The following is a 16,964-nucleotide window of genomic DNA, read 5'->3' as shown; positions in this document are numbered from 1 at the left end:
GGGGTGGGCAAGGTGTATCTGCAAACCGTACTGGACTGCTACAGCCGCCACGCCTGGGGACGGCTCTACACCAGCAAGCTGCCGGTGACCTCGGTCCATGTGCTCAACGAAACGGTCCTGCCGTTCTTCGAGGCTCACGAGGCGCGGGTCTATACCATCCTGTCGGACAACGGGCGCGAGTTCTGCGGGCGCCCTGACCATCACCCCTACGAGCTGTTCCTGCAACTGGAGGGGATTGAGCACCGGACCACCAAGGTACGCAGGCCGCAGAGCAACGGCTTGATCGAGCGGCTACATCGCACCCTGCTGGATGAACACTTCCGTATCAAGGGGAGGACGACCTGGTATGAATCAGTGGAGCAGATGCAGACAGACCTGGACAGCTATCTGGATCACTACAACACCCAGCGGCCACATCAGGGCAGGATGATGGAAGGACAGACTCCCTACAGCATGTTCAAAAAGGGTCTGAAATTGATACCGAAGGAAGTGCGCACTAAAGTAGCGTAAACAAGACACCGGTTTGAGGCCGGTGTCAGGTGATAACTAGATCTGTACAAATAGGCTGAGTAGCCGTAGCCACCAATTAGAACAGCTAACGTTTACTCTTTGGGTCCATTTCCCAGCACACATATGTTCTGACAACCCATTCTAAATAAACCCACTGCAATATGTCAGATAGGCCTGGTGTACCATGACGCCAATAAATTTTGAATCCCATCAAGTCAATACCTGAGTAAGGAATCTCTATAATTCCTTGCGGCTCTTCGGGGTAGTAGAAATAAAGAAAATTACCAATCATGTCTGAAAAGACAGCGAACCAAGGTTTGAAGCTCGATTTTTCAGGAAATAAATCTGGAATTGGGGGGTACGCAGGTAAACGCTTCCACCCTCTAGAATATCTACTCGCAAGACTATTCAATAAAAAATTTCTTGCATTTGGTACATAACCATTACCTGCATCGAGCATTACAGGCACGACTCTAGATATGGCATCAGGGATCAGCTCACCATGCCTCCAATCCCTGCCTGAATTTTGGGTTTTTAACTGCTCTGCATTGGGATTCAGATAGCTTAGACTTCCTTTCAGATAATCAGGAGTAACGGTACTACAGCCTTGAGACATGTATTTTATAAATAATTCTTCAACCTCGGCCGCACTTATTTTTTCATTTTTCCTACGACCATCACCGTTAGTAATGGTAGCCTGTACTATATCGATAGCTAGAGCTAGAGCACTCACATCTGACATAGCTACTCCATCAGCTATATGTATGAAGAATGTAGAAGCTAATCATAACCCTATCCTTAACACTCAATAAACCATTAAAGAACGACTACATGAACGTTTTATTTCATCAATCCTTTAGTCCCACTAAAGTTTTTTGTAAATAGCTTTTGCAACCATATTTTTCATATAACGCCATGGCAGCTCCTTCGGATGCAAAGGCATACCCTTTATCCCCCTTAAATTTCGTCCACCCCAAAAATGTTTCCTTCAGATCTTGAAAGCTATAGGTCTTACGTGGAGGGTTCATACAGGTTGAATTTTCATAAATACCTGTCAAAAAGCCATGACAGAAGGCCTGCTCATCAGCCTCTCCACTACACCATTCCTCAAGATCTGTTGTTAAAATAGCATGGTTTTCTACATCATATTTAGCTAGTGTTGAATTTTGCCCCATCAATAACAGCACAATAGCAACGAAGAATGATTTCATTTTTCATTACTCCACATTAACCCCTAAAACCCCTAAGAAGGGGGCCGTAAGCATGTCCTCTTTTTTCTTTAGCTAGTCGATCTAATACGATGAGCATTTGAAAGTCTAATACCCGTCGTTTCGCCATCGATGCCTTCGCTATACCTTGCGAAAGCAAGTCTAGCATTTCTTCCTGATTATCCATCACCATCGGCTTACAACCCTTATAGACCTTTTGTGCTTTGCCAAAGAGCTCCTCTCCGCCATCGTGATGGATGACGTGGGCAAATACGCCGGCCTCTCCTCCAGCCTGCCGGATGCCCCCTGGGAGCGGGCACGGGTCTTCGATCACGAGTGGACCACCCTGCACTGAGTGCCGCCCCCTGAATCCGGAACGCGCCCATACCAGCAGGCGCGTTCTGGTTTTTGGCCCCCACCGTTTCTTCTCCGGCCCCAGCGGCCCCATCCGGCCAGGTGTGTGTCCCTGTGAGGCGCCCTGCCCCCTGTCGTTCTATCCGGCCAGGTGTGCAGCATAAGGGCCTCCCGCCCCCGGTCTCCCCCTTTGATACCGCAGCGCATCCCGTCACAGACCAGCGTGTTCTGGCGCGCGGCCCCCTCCCTTCTCCACTCAGCCTGACTGGTAAAACCAGCCCATCCGGCCATGAGCGTTGCCATGGGGGGGCCACAATGCCAGAATCGGGCCCTTGCACGATTTCAGGGCCGCCGGCCCGCAGACAAAGGATCCCCCATGGCCACCACCCTCTATGGCATCAAGAACTGCGACACCATCAAGAAGGCCCGCAAGTGGCTGGAGGAGGCGGGTATCGATTACCGCTTTCACGATCACCGCGCCGACGGTCTGAGCCCGGAGCAGCTCGATCTCTGGCTCGCCAAGCTGGGCTGGGAAGCCCTGCTCAACACCCGTGGCACCACCTTCCGCGCCCTGCCAGAAGCAGAAAAGCAGGGGCTCGACACCGCCAAGGCCCGTGATCTGCTGCTGGCCCACCCGTCCATGATCAAGCGCCCGCTGCTGGACCAGGACGGCACCCTGACCCTGGGCTTCAAGGCAGACCTCTATCAATCCCTCTTCTCCCGTTAACTTTTTCTGTTAAGGAACACCGATGTCGGACGTCATCACACTGGCCAAGGATCTGATCAGCCGCCCCTCCGTGACCCCCCTGGATGAAGGGTGCCAGACCCTGATGGCGGAGCGCCTCGCGCGCCTGGGGTTCGTCATCGAACCCATGGTCTTTGAGGACACCACCAACCTCTGGGCACGCCGTGGCAGCGAGGGTCCCCTCTTCTGCTTCGCCGGCCACACCGACGTGGTGCCCGCCGGCCCCCTGGAGAAGTGGGACACCCCGCCATTCGAGCCGACCATCAAGGACGGCATGCTCCATGGCCGGGGCGCCGCCGACATGAAGGGGTCTCTGGCCGCCATGGTGGTGGCGACCGAGCGCTTCGTGGCCGAGCACCCGGACCACAAGGGCTCCATCGCGTTTCTCATCACCTCGGATGAAGAGGGGCCCTTCATCAACGGCACGGTGCGCGTCATCGACACCCTGGAGGCACGCAACGAGAAGATCCGCTGGTGCATCGTCGGCGAACCCTCCTCCACCGCCCAGGTCGGGGACGTGGTGAAGAACGGCCGTCGCGGCTCCATCACCGGCGATCTGCTGGTGCGCGGGGTGCAGGGCCACGTCGCCTACCCCCATCTGGCGGACAACCCCATCCACAAGGCAGCCCCGGCGCTGGCGGAGCTCGCCGCCATCGAGTGGGACAAGGGCAACGCCTACTTCCCCCCCACCAGCTTCCAGATCGCCAACATCCAGGGCGGCACCGGCGCCTCCAACGTCATTCCGGGGGAGTTGCAGGTCCAGTTCAACTTCCGCTTCAGCACCGAGCTCACCGATGCGGCTATCCGCGAGCGGGTCGAGGCGCTGCTGACCCGTCACGGCCTGGACTTCGAGCTGAAGTGGACCCTCTCCGGCCAACCCTTCCTGACGGACACCGGCGCCCTGCTGGAAGCCACCGTCGCCGCCGTGGCGGCAGTGAACGGCCAGCAGCCGGCCCTGCTCACCACGGGGGGCACGTCCGATGGGCGCTTCATTGCTCCCACCGGGGCGGAAGTCATCGAGCTCGGCCCGGTCAACGCCACCATCCACAAGGTGAACGAGTGCGTGAAGGCGGACGATCTGGATCTGCTGGCGGACATGTACCAAGGGGTGCTGGCACGACTGCTGGCATGAGCGGTGCTCCGGACAAGAGAGACCAGACCATGAATCAGGATCAACTGCTTGGGCTGGATGAGAGCCACCTCATCCTGGTGGGGCGCGGCCCCCATCGTCTGACCGCCGCCACCGCGGCGGCCTTCAACGACATGCAGGTGGCTGCCGCCCATGCCGGTTTCAACCTGCAGGCGGCCTCCAGCTGGCGCGGCTTCGAGCGCCAGCTCGCCATCTGGAACGGCAAATGGCGCGGGGAGCGCCCTCTGCTGGATGCGCACAACCAGCCCCTCGATGCCCTGCAACTGGGCGAGACCGAGCGACTGCACGCCATCCTGCACTGGAGCGCCCTGCCCGGCACCAGCCGCCATCACTGGGGCACGGATCTCGACATCTACGATCCGGACTGCCTGCCCGCCGGCACCCGGCTCGCGCTGGAACCCTGGGAGTACGAGGCGGGCGGCTGGTTTGCCGATTTGCGCGAATGGCTGGACGATCACATGAACGACTTCGGCTTCTTCCTGCCCTATGCAAAAGGGGAGCAACCGGATCAGGGGGTGGCCTACGAGCCCTGGCACCTGAGCTTCGCGCCCGAATCCGACGGGCTGGCCCTGGATTCGGCGGCGCTGGCGCTTTGTCTGGAACGGGCGGATATTGAAGGCAAGGAGTGCATCCTGGCTCATCTCGACGAGATCCTGGCCCGCTATGTCACCCCGGCACACCACGAAAGGAGATTCTGATGAGCTTGTGGTTATGGATAGGCTTGCCGCTGCTGTTTCTGCTCGGCCTGTTTCTCAACGCCATCAAGGACATGAAGCAGCTCGAGAAACAGCTGCCCAAGTACAAGGACAAGATCCGGGAGGTCAAGGACGACGAGGACGACTGACCCCCTCGCAGGAGCCCGTCGGCGCTCCTGCCCCCTTCCCGTCCACGGCATTTTTCCGCCCTCTGCCGCCCCCTGAGCCGGCCCTGAAAGCCCCATCCATTGCCCCCTTTCCCTGCGCTTTCCCGCGCGGGCACTCCGCCCTCGCCCTGCTTGAAAACTGCGCAACAAACGTAAAAAACTGCAAAACAATGCACAATTAAGCCACACAAAGGGGGTCAATCTGCATATAATGTGCCTGTTTTGCAGCCCGCCATAAGGAGTTCGCCATTGGATGCCACCACCGTCAACAGTTTCTTCTTCATCGGTGCCCTGTTGGTGGGTGCCAGTGTCCTGTTGAGCGCACTCTCCTCCAGAGTCGGCATCCCCATCCTGGTCATCTTCCTCGCCGTCGGCATGCTGGCGGGTGAGGATGGTCCCGGCGGCATCCACTTCGCCGACTACTCGGTCGCCTATCTGGTGGGCAACCTGGCACTGGCCATCATTCTGCTGGACGGCGGCATGCGCACCCGGGTCTCCTCCTTTCGGGTCGCGCTCTGGCCCGCGCTCTCGCTGGCCACGGTCGGGGTGGCCATCACCACAGGCCTCACGGGCCTCGCCGCCGCCTGGCTGTTCGACCTCAACCTGATGCAGGGGATGCTCATCGGTGCCATCGTCGGCTCCACCGATGCGGCGGCGGTCTTCTCCCTGCTCGGCGGGCGCAGCCTCAACGAGCGGGTCAGCGCCACCCTGGAGATAGAATCGGGCAGCAACGATCCCATGGCGGTCTTTCTCACCGTCACCCTGATCGAGGTGCTGGCCACCGCCCAGCAGGGGCTGGATGCCGGCTTCCTGCTGTTGCAACTCGTCAAGCAGTTCGGGCTGGGCGCTGGCATCGGCCTTGCGGGGGGCTGGCTGCTGTGGAAGCTCATCAACAGTGCCAAACTCGCCCCCGGTCTCTATCCCCTGCTCACGGTGAGCGGCGGCCTGCTCATCTTCGCCCTCACCACGGCGGTGGGGGGCAGCGGCATCCTCGCCATCTACCTCACCGGCCTGCTGCTCGGCAATCTCTCCCTGCGCAGCCGCAGCACCACCCTCTCCGTGCTGGACGGCCTGACCTGGCTCAGCCAGATCGGCATGTTCCTGGTGCTGGGGCTGCTCGCCTCGCCCCACAAGCTGCTGCCCATCGCCCTGCCGGCGCTGGCCCTGGCCATGTGGATGATCCTGTTTGCCCGTCCGGTGTCGGTCTGGATTGGACTGTTGCCGTTCAAGAACTTCGCGCCGCGCGAGCGCTGGTTCATCTCCTGGGTGGGGCTGCGCGGCGCCGTGCCCATCATCCTGGCGGTCTTCCCCATGATGGCGGGGCTGCCCAATGCCCAGCTCTACTTCAATGTCGCCTTCTTCGTGGTGCTGGTTTCGCTCATCCTGCAGGGCAGCTCGCTGCCGCTGGCATCAAAGCTGGCGCGAGTGGAGGTGCCCGCACCGCCCTCTCCCATCAACCGCTCTGGGCTGGAAATCGATCTCGACAGCCAGTGGGAGACCTTCGTCTATCGCCTGAGCGCCGAGAAGTGGTGCATCGGTTCGCCCTTGCGGGAACTGCGCATGCCCCAGGGCACCCGCATCTGCGCCCTGTTCCGCGGCCAGGAGCTGCTCCACCCCTCGGGCAGTACCTGCCTGCAATCCGATGACATCCTGTGCGTCATCGGCCACGAGCACGACCTGCCCGCCCTCGGTCAGCTCTTCAGCCAGGCGCCGGAGCAGGATCTGGGCCCGCGCTTCTTCGGTGACTTCCTGCTGGAGGCCAACGCCAGGCTGGTGGATCTCGCCCCGCTCTACGGGCTGGATGTGAGCGAGGTGGCGGATCAGAGCCTCGGCGATTTTATTGCCCATCAGTTGGGCGATAATCTGGTGGTCGGTGACCATGTCGCCTGGCAGGGACTGCTCTGGACGGTGGCGGAAATGGAAGAGGGTGAACCCCGCAAGATAGGGGTACGCTTCCTGGAAGAAGACCCCGTCTAGGCGCCGGCCATCGTAGCCCGCATTTGTGTGAGAAGGGAGTGAACCATGCCTTATCAAACCCTGTTGTCCGGTCTGTATCCTCCCTCGCCCAAGCTGGGCCTCATCGAGGGTTTCTTTGGCAAGGGCTGGAGCTGGGAAGCCCGTGCCCGCTACGCCCAGTGGCTGCCCCGCCACGGCTATGGCTTCTACCTCTACGCCCCCAAGGAAGACGGCTACCTGCGCAAGCACTGGGCCACACCCTGGCCCGCCGACCAGCTTGAAGCCTTGTGCCAGCTCGCCCGCCAGTGCCGGGAGAACGGTCTGGCCTTCGGGGTGGGCCTGAGCCCCATGGGGGCCCATCACGACTATGCCCGCCAGCGACCCGCCCTGCTGGAGAAGGTGAGGCTCATCGAAGAGGCGCTCAAGCCCGATATCCTGGCGATCCTGTTTGACGACATGAAGGGGGACACCCCTGATCTCGCCCACTGGCAGCTCACCATCGCCCACGACATCGCGGCCCACACCGATGCAGGCCGCCTGCTGTTCTGTCCCAGCTACTACAGCACGGATCCCGTGCTGGAGAAGGTGTTCGGTGCCATGCCCCCCCACTATCTGCAGGATCTGGGTCAGGGGCTCGACAAGCGCATCGATCTCTTCTGGACCGGCCCCAAAGTCTGCTCCACCGAGTATCCGGCTGCCCACCTCAAACAGGCCGCCGACTGGCTCCATCGCAAGCCCTTCCTGTGGGACAACTATCCGGTCAATGACGGCAGCAAGGCGAGCAGCTTCCTGCACCTGCGCGCCTTCGAAAACCGTCCGGCAGAGCTGGCGGATCTCGTGAGCGGCCATGCGGTCAATCCCATGAAGCAGGCGGCCCTCTCGGCCCTGCCGCTCGCCACCCTGCCCATGAGCTACAAGCTCGGCAAGCAGTACGATCCTGACAAGGCGCTGCACGCCTCCCTCAACGCCACCTGCGGGCCACAGATCTCCGCCATGATCCAGGCAGACCTGCCGCTCTTCCAGGACATCGGTCTGGCCCAGCTCACCCCCGAGCAGGTCATCCATCTCAAGAGCCGCTACCTGCCGTTCCAGGATCAGGCCTGCGTGAACGAGATCCTGCGCTGGCTGGCCGGGGAGTACGTGTTCGATCCGGACTGCCTGACCGACTGACCTCATGAGTCCATGAAAAGTAGGTTCATAAAAAAACGGGCCCATGTAAAAGGCCACCTCCCGGGCAGGGAGGTGGCCTTTTTGCATCATCTCTCTTCAGGTGCCCCATGGCATCACATAGGGCGGCAGATTGAGCGGGTGTTTAGCCGAGGGCCAGCCAGACCCCGACAAACAGCATGAGAGAGCCCGCGATCCGGTTCATCAGAGTGACATTGCCGCTCTTGGCGAGGAAATGGCGCAAGGTGCGGCCACCGCTGGCATAGAGCATCAGGCAGGAGAACTCGATGACCAGGATGAGCGCGACCAGGGCCCCTATCTGGGGTGCCATCGGCTTGGCCGCATTGATGAAGGGGGGCAGCAGGGAGACCATGAAGGCCCACCCCTTGGGGTTGGCGATGGCGGTCACGAAACCCTGCACGGCCAGTCCCATGGGGCTGGTCTGCTGGCCCGCCGAGAGATCCGCCGGGATGGCCATCTTGCCCTTGGCCTGCCACATCTGGATGCCAAGCCAGACCAGGTAGGCGCCACCTACATATTTGAATGCGGAGAACAGGGCCGGGTAGTTGAGCATGACTGCCGCCACCCCGACCACCGACAGCACGGAGACCAGGCCGACGCCGACAAGCTCCCCCCACATCATGTGCAGGGTACGGCGCACCCCCAGACTCATGCCCAGGGTCATCGCCAGGGTCATGCACATACCGGGGGTTACTGAGACAAAAAAGAACGTGGGAATAAAGAGCGCCAAGATGGCGGGATCAATCCAGTCGGACACACTACACCTCCAGGGTAACAAGCAGACGATCTTGCCTATCACACTCTTTTAACACAAGAAAAACCTTTTCATTCAGCAAGAATTCAGCATTAAAAACCCTGTGACAAGGATTGTCGCGCCTGTGTAAGATGCCGCCTCACTCCTCTTTCGGGTTAGGATCTTTCATGTCATTGAATAATCTGTCCATTCGTCTTCAAGTGCTTATCCCTCTCCTGCTCGCCAGCCTGTTGATGCTGCTGATGGCCGTGATCAGCAAACAGGAAATCGACGGTGCCATTCAGGACATGAATGAAACCACCGCCAGCGTCACCCGCCACAAGGACGACATCGCGGCCCTGATCCACGCCACCTACCGGCTGCGCACCAACGCCATCTACGGCCTGTACGATGAGGCCCTCTTCGCCCAGTTGCCGGCCCAGCTCTCCGCCGCCGAGCAGGAGATTGGCGCCATCCTGACCAGACTGGTTGTCACCGGAGCCGAGCAGGACAACCGTCAGGTCGCGGCCGCCCTGCAGGCCTACCTCGGCCATACCCGCAGCAGCATGCTGCCCCTGCTGACCGCCAAGTACCAAGGCAGTGGCGATCCCGCCGCCTATGAGCAGGCCCGCCTGCACTTTCGCGATCTGGGGGAGGCGCTCATCAAGCAGATCGATGCCATGTCCGTCCACATCAATCAGCTGACCCAGACTGAGATTGCCGAGGAGCAGGCCCACTACCGCGCGACCCTGCTGCGCACCCTGCTGCTGATGGGGAGCACCCTGATCGCGGCCCTGCTGGGCGGCTGGTGGATCTCCGGGCGCATCGTGCAGCCCATCGGCCAGTTGCAGGAGGTGATGCACGCCGTCGCCCTCGGCCGCTTCAACGTGCGTGCCAATGCCGAAGGCAACAACGAGCTGGGCCAGCTCGCCAGGGATATCAACCGGACCCTGAGCCAGCTTGCCAACACCATCCAGACCCTGACCGGCATCAGCGGCAATGTGGCCTCCGCCGCCACCGAGCTTGCCGCTGTGATGACCCAGGCAGAGGTCAACGCCCAGCAGCAGCGCGGTGAGACCGAACAGGTGGCCTCCGCCGTCACCGAGCTGGCCAGCACCGCCGACAACGTCAACCACAACGCCGCCCTGGCCGACGAGCTGGCCCGGGATGCCAACAGTCGGGTCGAGCAGGGGCTGGCCCTGTTTGCCGAAAGCATCGAGGCCAACGGCCGCATGGCGGGCAGTCTGGAGAACGCCGCGACTGTGGTGGCCAGGCTCAAGTCCCAGTCCGAGCAGATCGGCAAGGTGATCGAAGTCATTCAGAGCATTTCGGAGCAGACCAACCTGCTGGCCCTCAACGCCGCCATCGAGGCGGCCCGCGCCGGTGAAAGCGGCCGCGGCTTTGCGGTGGTGGCCGACGAAGTGCGCCTGCTGGCTGCCCGTACCCAGGACTCCACCAAGGAGATCCAGGCCATCATCGAGCAGTTGCAGAGCCAGTCCCTCTCCGCCAACAGCGGCGTGCAGCAGACCCTGGAGATCCTCGGCCACAACCAGCAGCTCTCCGCCGAGGTACAGGCATTGCTGGGGGGCATCACGGATGCGGTCAACCAGATTAACGGTGCCAACGCCCAGGTGGCGACCGCGGCAGAACAACAATCCTGCGTCACCGCCGACATCAGCCGCAACCTCACCAACATCCACGAGATCGTGAACCAGAACGCCGCCGGCATCAGCCAGAGTGCCGCCGCCAGTCACGAACTGTCACAGCTCGCCGAGCAGCAGCGCAGGCAGCTCGCCCAGTTCCAGCTCTGATACTGCGAGGATCTCTTCGATACCGCGGGGCCCGGCGCGGGGCCCGGCGCGGGGCCCGGCGCAGGCCCCGCACTTGCCCCTCCCCCTTCACGCCTCCTGTTTAAAACGGGTTTTTGCCATCAAGGTGTCATTGGGGGCTGGGCTGCATTCGCAAATGTGGGTATGGTAGAGGCACGTCACTCCCCCTCATCGAGAGATCATCATGAGCCTGAAGTTCAAGAAACCCGCTTTTATCATGCTCGGCCTCATCGCCCTGCTCTCCGCACTCTGGCTCGATTTCTATCTGCCGGAGCACACCATCGCCACCATCACCGGGGTGGAGGTGAAGCGCACCGACAAGGATGGCCCCATCAGCCAGAAGAACCCGGCTGACGGCCCCACCACCGACGTCTATTACATCTACACCGAGCGCCCCGGCGAGAAGATCCGGGTGTTTCGCAATGAAGACACCGAATGGGGCTGGCCCTTCTACTTCAAGTTCAACGCCGCCGACGTCCAGGCCAAAGCCAAGTCCATGGAGTTCGAAAAACGCCTGGCCATCATCACCTCCTACGGCTGGCGCGTGAACATGTTCTCCATGTTCCCCAACGTCACCAAGATCGCGAGCACCGAGCCCGATGCCTCCACCTGGAGCTTCTTCCGCTGGTTCTGGTTCGGTGTCTGGGCCCTGGTGATGGGCAAGGCGGCCATCGCCACCTGGCGCTACTTCGATCGCCTAGAGGACGAGATATGAGCGAGCCGAGCAAGACCCGCACCAGCTTCTATCGCCGGCTCTACGTGGCTCACCTCATCAGTCAGGGCACGGACACCGTGCCCGCCATCATGGAGGCGACCGGCATGCCGCGCCGCACCGCCCAGGACACCCTCAGCGCCCTGGCGGAGCTCGACATCCAGTGCGCCTTCGAGCAGACCGAGGGGGCTCGCCATCTGCAGGGGCACTACCGCATCAGCGACTGGGGGCCCATCAATCCGGCCTGGATTGCTGCGCAGCTTCCCGTCATCAGGCAGACCCTGGGGTATCCCTGACACCCCGGACCCGGGTCTGCTCCCATAGAGAAGGGGCCAGCCTTGCGGCTGGCCCCTTTCTTGTCTGGCCTGATATCCCGTTACCCTCCCCCGGGCTCACTCCCCTTCGCCGAAAGACGCTTCCGGCAGCGGCTCCGCCGACTCACCCCGGGTGCAGTCGATGATGGAGCGCTTGGGATTGTTGGGGTCGCGCAGCAACAGGGGTGCCATCCCCTCGTCATGCAGCCTCTCGTCGGAAAATTCGCTGCCATAGGCGTTGTGGGTCAGCCTGCGGGCATTGGCGATGGGGGTATCCACGAAGAGGGCATGTACCTCGAAGGTGGAGGCTGGCACCAGGAAGCCGACGATGGGCAGGCCGTGCAACTCCTGATGGACCTTGTACCAGGCAAAGCCCTCGCTCACCTTGTCAGGGGTATACATGGCGAGCTGCGGATTGGCCGGGCGCCCGGTCTCGATGTCGAGATGAAGGGTGTCCAGCTCGCAGGTCGCCAGCCCCTGCCACATCTTCTCGAACGGGGTCGCGCAACCCGTCAGTTGCATGCATGTCAGCAGCGCCAACGTCCCTTTCCACATTCCCAACCCCTTATCCGATGTCCAGGATGTCAACCAAATGAGCGCAGTCGCTGCACCAGCAACTCGATGAAACCTACCCTGTCGAGCCCCAGCAGCACCAGGGCATTGGCCGGTTTGCCGGTCAGGTCGTAGCGATCCACCACCGTCATCCCCAGGGTATGGGTCCCGCCGGTTTCGATATCGACCCGGCACTCCACCCCGTGAAACAGGGAGGGCGCCAGCAGCCAGGCGATGGTACAGGGGTCATGGAGCGGCGCGCCAGCAAATCCCCACTTGGGATCCCGATGATAGATCATGAAAAAGTCGAGCAGCTGTGCCACGCACTGCGCCACCGGGTTGGGAATGGCGCGTACCCGCTCGATATCCTCGTCCATCACCTGGGCCTCGTGGGTCACGTCCAGCCCGCACATGGTGATGGGCAGCTCCGACTTGAAGACCATATCGGCCGCTTCGGGATCCACATAAATATTGAATTCCGCCGCCGGGGTCCAGTTGCCCGCACCGGCGGCGCCCCCCATCAGCACGATGCGGGCGATCTTCTGCTTGAGCTCGGGGTGGGCCGCCAGCAAGAGGGCAATGTTGGTGAGCGGCCCGGTCGGCACCAGGGTGACCGGCTCCGGGCTCTCGCGCAGACATCTTGCCATCAGTTCAAGGGCGCTCATCGCCCGGGGAGCAAAGGCGGGATCCGGCAGCTCTGGGCCGTCCAGCCCCGATTCGCCGTGGACATTGTCGGCGATGATAAGCTCACGGGCCAGGGGCTTGGCTGCCCCCGCCGCCACCGGGATGTCGTCGCGGCCGAGCAGGGTCAGGATGCGCAGGGCATTGTTGAGGGTCTTGTCCGGGGTCTGGTTGCCCGCGCTGGTGGTGACCGCCAGCACCTTCAGCTCGGGGCTCGCCAGCGCCAGAATGAGGGCGATGGCATCATCGTGGCCGGGATCGCAATCGAGAATAACGGGCAACGCCATGGACAGACTCCTTACAACATGACAGGGAGCCATACCTTAGCAAGAGATGGCCAGATGAACTCAGGAGGGAGTCACAAAACGCCTCAACCAACGAGATCAAGTACTTGGCGATATGCTTCGGGAGCGGACACCCAGATTCGCCGCGCCGCCATCGTTCGGGTATGATCCCTCCCCCTTCATCGTCCGGTTGCCCCATGTCCGCCATCATCGACACCTTTGTTGCTCCGCCCTGCGCCGCCACCATCGAGATCCTGTTCGAGGATGCGCATCTGCTGCTCATCAACAAGCCGAGCGGCCTGCTGAGCCTCTCGGGCAAGAACCCGCAGAACCTCGATTCGGTCCATTACCGGCTGGTACAGGATTACCCCGGCTGCACCCTGGTGCACCGCCTCGACTTTGGCACCTCGGGCGTCATGGTGGTGGCCAAAAACAAGAGCATCAACGCCCTGCTCTGCCACCAGTTCAGCCAGCGCACCGTGAGCAAGGCTTACGAGGCACTGCTCTGCGGCCATCTGGCGGTGGATGAGGGCGTCATCGACGCATCCATCGCCAAGGATCCGGCGCTGTTCCCGCTGATGAGCATCTGCGCCGCCAGCGGCAAACCCGCCCGCTCACGCTATCGGGTGATGGAGTGGCTCACCCTGGAGGGGGCAGGCCAGCCGGTGCCATTGACCCGGGTCAGGCTGGTACCGGAAACCGGGCGCACCCACCAACTGCGCATCCACAGCCAGTGGCTGGGCCATCCCATCCTTGGATGCGATCTCTATGGCGGCCTGCTCCCGCCCGGCTGCGAACGAGCCCCCAGACTGATGCTGCACGCCAGTGAACTCGGTTTTGTGCACCCGGTGAGCGGCGAAGCGGTACAGATCCGCTGTGAGGCACCCTTTGCGCAGGCACTGGCGGCCATGACGGTGCAACAGGGGTAACGAAGAAGGGGGAAAGCAGGGCCAGGAAGGCAAAAGGGGCAAACGGCGGATAAAGATAGGGGCCGCGCTTTCGCAACGGCCCCCACCCCCCACTCGGTGTGGTGCTATCAGATCAGCTTGCGGGCGGCGCCCAGCACGATCTTGATGGCATCAGATTCGGTTTTCGCCATGGTTTCGGCGTTCGGGATTTCCTGCTGGGTACGGTTCACGATGACACCGGCCACCATGCCCGCACGCAGGCCCTGGCTGGTACACATGGTCAGCAGGGTCGCGGACTCCATCTCGTAGTTCAGCACGCCCATGGCTTGCCACTCTTTCATGGAACCCTGGAAACGTTGTACCACGCGACCGGATACGGTGTCGTAACGCTCCTGACCCGGGTAGAAGGTGTCAGAAGAAGCAGTGACGCCCACATGCAGCTTGGAGCCCAGCTCCTTGGCGGTGTTCACCAGGGCGGTGGTGCAGTCAAAGTCGGCCACTGCCGGGAACTCCATCGGCGCGAAGTGCAGGCTGGCACCGTCGAGGCGCACGGAGCCGGTGGTGACGATCACGTCGCCCACGTTCAGGTGCGGCTGGATGGCGCCGGTGGTGCCGATGCGCAGGAAGGTACGGATACCCAGCTGGGCCAGCTCTTCCACCGCGATGGAGGTGGACGGGCCACCGATACCGGTGGAGCAGATGATCACGGCCTTGCCGTCCATCTCGCCGCGCCAGGTAGTGAATTCACGATGGCTGGCCAGGTGCACCGGGTTGTCCAACAGCTCTGCGATGCGCTTCACGCGCTCGGGGTCACCGGGGACGATCGCCAGGGTGGCGCCTTGCAGATCCGCTTTTTTCAAACCCAAGTGAAATACATCAGACATAGTGGACTCCTGGTTGCGCCCCGCCGCATGGCAGCCGAGTGCAGTTAAGGTGATTCTTTACGGTACTTTCAAGCCGGTGTCCCCTCATCCGGGGAGGCGCCAACTATGGTCGAAAGCGCTTTCCAATTCCTTGATGCGCCTCACACTTCTGCGCTTCAAAGCTGACAAAAATGGCGCGAAACGTTTGCTAAGATGATGAATTTCTTGAAAAACGTTTTTACGTTCCTTTTGCACTCCCATCCCTTGTCAAGCCTTGATCGACCGTCCATTTAAAGAGCGCGATCGAGTCCACAAAGTTGCAAACGAGATACCATTGACCCCTTCTCATCCCCTCCGACGCTGTTATGTTGGCGCCCGCATACCACTTAATGGCTAATCATACGGAGTCCATCATGGCGACATTCAAGTTCTACATTCCCGCAATCAACCTGATGGGGGCGGGCTGCCTGCAGGAGGCGGCAGCGGATATCCAGGGACATGGCTATCGCAAGGCGCTCATCGTCACCGACAAGATCCTGGGCCAGATTGGCGTGGTGGGCCGGCTTGCCGCCCTCCTGGCCGAGCACGGCATCGGTGCCGTGGTGTTCGACGAGACCAGACCCAATCCCACTGTGGCCAACGTCGAGGCGGGTCTTGCGATAATCCGGGCCCACGGCTGCGACTGCGTCATTTCGCTCGGCGGCGGCTCACCCCACGACTGCGCCAAGGGCATCGCCCTGGTAGCCGCCAATGGGGGCAGCATCAAGGATTACGAGGGGGTGGATCGCTCCGCCAAGCCGCAGTTGCCGCTCATCGCCATCAATACCACCGCCGGCACCGCCTCCGAGATGACCCGTTTTTGCATCATTACCGACGAATCCCGTCAGGTGAAAATGGCCATCATCGACAAGCACGTCACGCCGCTGATGTCGGTCAACGATCCGGAACTGATGCTGGCCAAGCCCGCCGGCCTCACCGCCGCCACCGGCATGGATGCCCTGACCCACGCCATCGAGGCCTATGTCTCCACCGCCGCCACCCCGGTCACCGATGCCAGCGCCGTGATGGCCATCGCACTGATTGCCGAACACCTTCGCACCGCCGTGCATCAGGGGGAGGATCTCCATGCCCGTGAGCAGATGGCCTATGCCCAGTTCCTGGCCGGCATGGCCTTCAACAACGCAAGCCTGGGCTATGTGCACGCCATGGCTCATCAGCTCGGGGGCTTCTACGACCTGCCCCACGGGGTGTGCAATGCGGTGCTACTCCCCCATGTCCAGGCCTACAACGCCCGGGTGTGCGCCGGCCGGCTCAAGGATGTGGCCCGTCATATGGGGGTGGATGTGAGCGCCATGAGCGATGAGCAGGGTGCGGCGGCAGCCATTGACGCCATCCGGCAACTGGCTCGCGACGTCAAGATCCCCGCCGGTCTGGAGCAGCTCGGGGTCAGGGCCGACGACCTCGACGTGCTGGCCAACAATGCGCTCAAGGATGCCTGTGGTCTCACCAACCCCAGGCAGGCGACTCACGCGGAGATCGTCGCCATCTTCCGCGCCGCCATGTAAGGGGGCAAGATCTGCCAGGGCCGCCACGCGGCCCTTTTTATTGGCTGATGGATCAATGGCTTTTTACTTCCGCACGGGGAGTGGGTATGATTTGCCGAGCTAAAAAGACTGTATGGATGATCTGAACCCGATATGCGGATGAAACACCTGATTGCCGCGGCCCTGACCGCCCTCACCCTGTCCGGTTGCAGCCTGGTCTATCGCATCGATATTCCCCAGGGCAACTATGTGGAACAAAAGCAGGTCGACAAGCTGCGCCAGGGCATGACCCGCGAACAGGTCGAGTTCGTGCTGGGTTCTCCCATGTTGCGCGACAGCTTTGACCCCAACACCTGGTACTACCTCTATGAGTTCCAGCCCGGTCGGGGCGACAAGGAGCGCAAGGAGCTGACCCTCAACTTCGTGGGTGACAGACTGGCCACCGTGACCGGTGATTTCCCTCTCCCTGCCGCCTTCACCACACCGCTCTAGATGACATTACAAAACCGGCTTCTGCCGGTTTTGTTCTCTCTGGCCCCGGTGATGTCGCCGGGCCACACTCTGGATGCCT

At 61.4% G+C, this 16,964-nt stretch carries 20 protein-coding genes; 14 read left to right on the top strand and 6 right to left on the bottom strand.

Annotation, left to right across the window (positions count from 1 at the left end):
- On the top strand, positions 1-510 hold a 510-nt coding region (locus AB5Y59_RS06740; RefSeq protein WP_368211692.1), incomplete at its 5' end, for an integrase core domain-containing protein.
- 85 nt (positions 511-595) lie between these two features.
- Here the strand turns inward: AB5Y59_RS06740 and AB5Y59_RS06735 are convergent.
- Positions 596-1,252, bottom strand: coding sequence for a hypothetical protein (locus tag AB5Y59_RS06735; RefSeq protein ID WP_151027492.1), 657 nt, complete (start codon positions 1,250-1,252; stop codon positions 596-598).
- 106 nt (positions 1,253-1,358) lie between these two features.
- Positions 1,359-1,721, bottom strand: coding sequence for a hypothetical protein (locus AB5Y59_RS06730; RefSeq protein WP_141227066.1), 363 nt, complete (start codon positions 1,719-1,721; stop codon positions 1,359-1,361).
- Positions 1,722-1,935: 214 nt separating this feature from the next.
- Between AB5Y59_RS06730 and AB5Y59_RS06725 the strand changes: the two genes are divergently transcribed.
- The 7 genes from AB5Y59_RS06725 (at position 1,936) to AB5Y59_RS06695 (ending at position 7,955) form a co-directional block, all read left to right on the top strand.
- Positions 1,936-2,073, top strand: coding sequence for a hypothetical protein (locus tag AB5Y59_RS06725; RefSeq protein WP_191967224.1), 138 nt, complete (start codon positions 1,936-1,938; stop codon positions 2,071-2,073).
- A gap of 375 nt (positions 2,074-2,448) precedes the next feature.
- Positions 2,449-2,799 (top strand): ArsC family reductase, encoded by a 351-nt coding sequence (locus tag AB5Y59_RS06720; protein ID WP_201887785.1) that lies wholly within the window; start codon positions 2,449-2,451, stop codon positions 2,797-2,799.
- Positions 2,800-2,821: 22 nt separating this feature from the next.
- On the top strand, positions 2,822-3,949 hold the full coding sequence (gene dapE, locus AB5Y59_RS06715; protein WP_039039875.1) for a succinyl-diaminopimelate desuccinylase: 1,128 nt from the start codon (positions 2,822-2,824) through the stop codon (positions 3,947-3,949).
- A gap of 29 nt (positions 3,950-3,978) precedes the next feature.
- The gene (locus AB5Y59_RS06710) at positions 3,979-4,665 is read left to right on the top strand and encodes a M15 family metallopeptidase (RefSeq protein WP_368211690.1); all 687 of its coding nucleotides are present in this window, start codon (positions 3,979-3,981) and stop codon (positions 4,663-4,665) included.
- Positions 4,665-4,811 (top strand): hypothetical protein, encoded by a 147-nt coding sequence (locus AB5Y59_RS06705; RefSeq protein ID WP_010674048.1) that lies wholly within the window; start codon positions 4,665-4,667, stop codon positions 4,809-4,811. The genes AB5Y59_RS06710 and AB5Y59_RS06705 overlap by 1 nt, the downstream gene beginning before the upstream one ends.
- 267 nt (positions 4,812-5,078) lie before the next feature.
- Positions 5,079-6,806 carry a potassium/proton antiporter gene (locus AB5Y59_RS06700; protein ID WP_010674047.1) on the top strand — a complete coding sequence of 576 codons (1,728 nt, stop codon included), beginning with the start codon at positions 5,079-5,081 and terminating at the stop codon, positions 6,804-6,806.
- A 45-nt stretch (positions 6,807-6,851) separates the two neighbouring features.
- A complete protein-coding gene (locus tag AB5Y59_RS06695) occupies positions 6,852-7,955 on the top strand; it encodes a beta-N-acetylglucosaminidase domain-containing protein (RefSeq protein WP_368211689.1) in 1,104 nt (367 codons plus the stop codon).
- A 142-nt stretch (positions 7,956-8,097) separates the two neighbouring features.
- On the opposite strand, the gene AB5Y59_RS06690 is transcribed toward AB5Y59_RS06695, so the two are convergent.
- Entirely contained in the window at positions 8,098-8,730 is a 633-nt protein-coding gene (locus AB5Y59_RS06690) for a LysE family translocator (RefSeq protein ID WP_048207271.1), read from the bottom strand.
- A gap of 164 nt (positions 8,731-8,894) precedes the next feature.
- Between AB5Y59_RS06690 and AB5Y59_RS06685 the strand changes: the two genes are divergently transcribed.
- From AB5Y59_RS06685 to AB5Y59_RS06675, 3 genes are all read left to right on the top strand, one after another.
- Complete coding sequence (locus tag AB5Y59_RS06685) at positions 8,895-10,517, top strand: methyl-accepting chemotaxis protein (protein WP_043154550.1); 1,623 nt, start codon at positions 8,895-8,897, stop codon at positions 10,515-10,517.
- 202 nt (positions 10,518-10,719) lie between these two features.
- Positions 10,720-11,250 (top strand): DUF1523 family protein, encoded by a 531-nt coding sequence (locus AB5Y59_RS06680; RefSeq protein ID WP_010674042.1) that lies wholly within the window; start codon positions 10,720-10,722, stop codon positions 11,248-11,250.
- On the top strand, positions 11,247-11,543 hold the full coding sequence (locus AB5Y59_RS06675; RefSeq protein WP_039039881.1) for a helix-turn-helix domain-containing protein: 297 nt from the start codon (positions 11,247-11,249) through the stop codon (positions 11,541-11,543). The genes AB5Y59_RS06680 and AB5Y59_RS06675 overlap by 4 nt, the downstream gene beginning before the upstream one ends.
- A gap of 96 nt (positions 11,544-11,639) precedes the next feature.
- Here the strand turns inward: AB5Y59_RS06675 and AB5Y59_RS06670 are convergent, their stop codons facing one another.
- Both AB5Y59_RS06670 and rihA read right to left on the bottom strand, forming a co-directional pair.
- A complete protein-coding gene (locus tag AB5Y59_RS06670; protein ID WP_045525252.1) occupies positions 11,640-12,116 on the bottom strand; it encodes a hypothetical protein in 477 nt (158 codons plus the stop codon).
- Between the two features lie 29 nt (positions 12,117-12,145).
- Positions 12,146-13,081, bottom strand: a complete 936-nt coding sequence (gene rihA / locus AB5Y59_RS06665) for a pyrimidine-specific ribonucleoside hydrolase RihA (RefSeq protein WP_161469812.1) — start codon at positions 13,079-13,081, stop codon at positions 12,146-12,148.
- 161 nt (positions 13,082-13,242) lie between these two features.
- Here rihA and AB5Y59_RS06660 point away from each other — a divergent pair, with 161 nt between their 5' ends.
- A complete protein-coding gene (locus AB5Y59_RS06660; protein WP_368211688.1) occupies positions 13,243-14,007 on the top strand; it encodes an RluA family pseudouridine synthase in 765 nt (254 codons plus the stop codon).
- A gap of 107 nt (positions 14,008-14,114) precedes the next feature.
- Here AB5Y59_RS06660 and udp read toward each other — a convergent pair whose 3' ends face one another.
- On the bottom strand, positions 14,115-14,870 hold the full coding sequence (gene udp / locus AB5Y59_RS06655) for a uridine phosphorylase (RefSeq protein ID WP_010674037.1): 756 nt from the start codon (positions 14,868-14,870) through the stop codon (positions 14,115-14,117).
- A 392-nt stretch (positions 14,871-15,262) separates the two neighbouring features.
- Between udp and yiaY the strand changes: the two genes are divergently transcribed.
- Complete coding sequence (gene yiaY / locus AB5Y59_RS06650; RefSeq protein ID WP_043154545.1) at positions 15,263-16,414, top strand: L-threonine dehydrogenase; 1,152 nt, start codon at positions 15,263-15,265, stop codon at positions 16,412-16,414.
- Positions 16,415-16,546: 132 nt separating this feature from the next.
- Positions 16,547-16,885: an outer membrane protein assembly factor BamE gene (locus tag AB5Y59_RS06645; RefSeq protein WP_029314185.1), complete on the top strand. Its 339-nt coding sequence runs from the start codon at positions 16,547-16,549 to the stop codon at positions 16,883-16,885.
- The last annotated feature ends 79 nt before the right edge of the window (positions 16,886-16,964 follow it).

Source organism: Aeromonas sp. s10 (assembly GCF_040907975.1).
Taxonomy (GTDB): Bacteria; Pseudomonadota; Gammaproteobacteria; order Enterobacterales; family Aeromonadaceae; genus Aeromonas; species Aeromonas caviae.
The sequence above is the reverse complement of the archived record's forward strand: the minus strand, read 5'-3'. Positions and strand labels throughout refer to the sequence as shown.